This is a genomic window from Dyadobacter sp. OTU695 (assembly GCF_038440355.1).
Classification (GTDB): Bacteria; Bacteroidota; Bacteroidia; order Cytophagales; family Spirosomataceae; genus Dyadobacter.
Genome location: NZ_JASATN010000064.1, coordinates 1 through 1,093 on the forward strand (window position 1 = coordinate 1; position 1,093 = coordinate 1,093).

Below are 1,093 nucleotides of genomic sequence, written 5' to 3' on the forward strand. Positions count from 1 at the left end.
GCCAGATTAGCTATCAGGAACTGGACAATTACTTTTCTGCGCGGCTGGCAGATGGTCGGCTTCGTGGTCAGGTAGTGGAAGACATCTACCGTCTGAGCGGTTTGCAGGAGGGTATGCTCTTTCACGGGCTGTATGAGCATGGCCATTCTTCCTACATCGAGCAGGTCAGCTGCCGGTTGCGGGGAGTGGACAAGGATATATTCATCCGTAGCTGGGAGTCTGTCATCAGGCGTCACAGCATTTTGCGGAGCGGTTTTGAACCCGGGTTCTTTGGTATCCCTGTGCAGTGTGTGTATTCGGATGTGGTGCTTCCTTTGTATGAGGCCGACTACCGTGGGCTGGATGCTTCGGCGCAGTCATCTGCAATCGGTGCTTATGCAGAGCAGGACCGCCGTCGCGGGTTTTCCTTTGATGAAGTTCCGCTGCTGCGGCTGAGCCTTTTGCAGACCGGCCATATGGAATACCGTATGATCTGGACCTACCACCACCTTTTGCTGGACGGCTGGTCTACGCCGCTTCTGGTGGAAGAGCTGCTGGAAGTGTACGAGCAGCTCTCGTCAGGTGCAGCCGGTGGTGATATAATGATTGACGAGTACGGGGACTACATCCGCTACATGGACAGCAAGGATGCGGGGTCGAGCCAGTCCTACTGGCGGGAATACCTGTCTGGCCTGGAGACGGGGAGCTTATTGCCTTTTATCGGGCCGAGCGCTGTTCGTACCAAGGGCGTCGGGGAATACAAAGAGCTGAGCCTTCGGCTGGACGCTTCCGAGTCCGTTCAGGTGGAGTCCTATGGACAGAAGCACCGGCTGACGGTGAACACGATCATGCAGGGGGTGTGGGCATATCTGCTGCACAGCTACACGGGCCAGAGCGATGTGGTCTACGGGGTAACCGTGTCGGGGCGGCCTGACGATCTGGCCGGTGTGGAGCGGCGCATCGGGATGTATATCAACACGCTGCCTTTACATGGGCATATCGAGCCTTCGATGGGGATCGTCGAGTGGCTGACCGGGATTCAGGCCTCACAGCTTGCCAGCCGTGAGCACCAGTACAGTTCGCTGAGCGATATCCAGCAGTGGACAGGTATCAA

General features: G+C 57.1%; 1 protein-coding gene. It reads left to right on the plus strand.

Annotated elements, in window-relative coordinates; translation table 11 throughout:
- Positions 1–1,093: condensation domain-containing protein (locus AAHB90_RS32410; protein ID WP_342089478.1), on the plus strand; the 1,093-nt coding region annotated here is incomplete at both ends.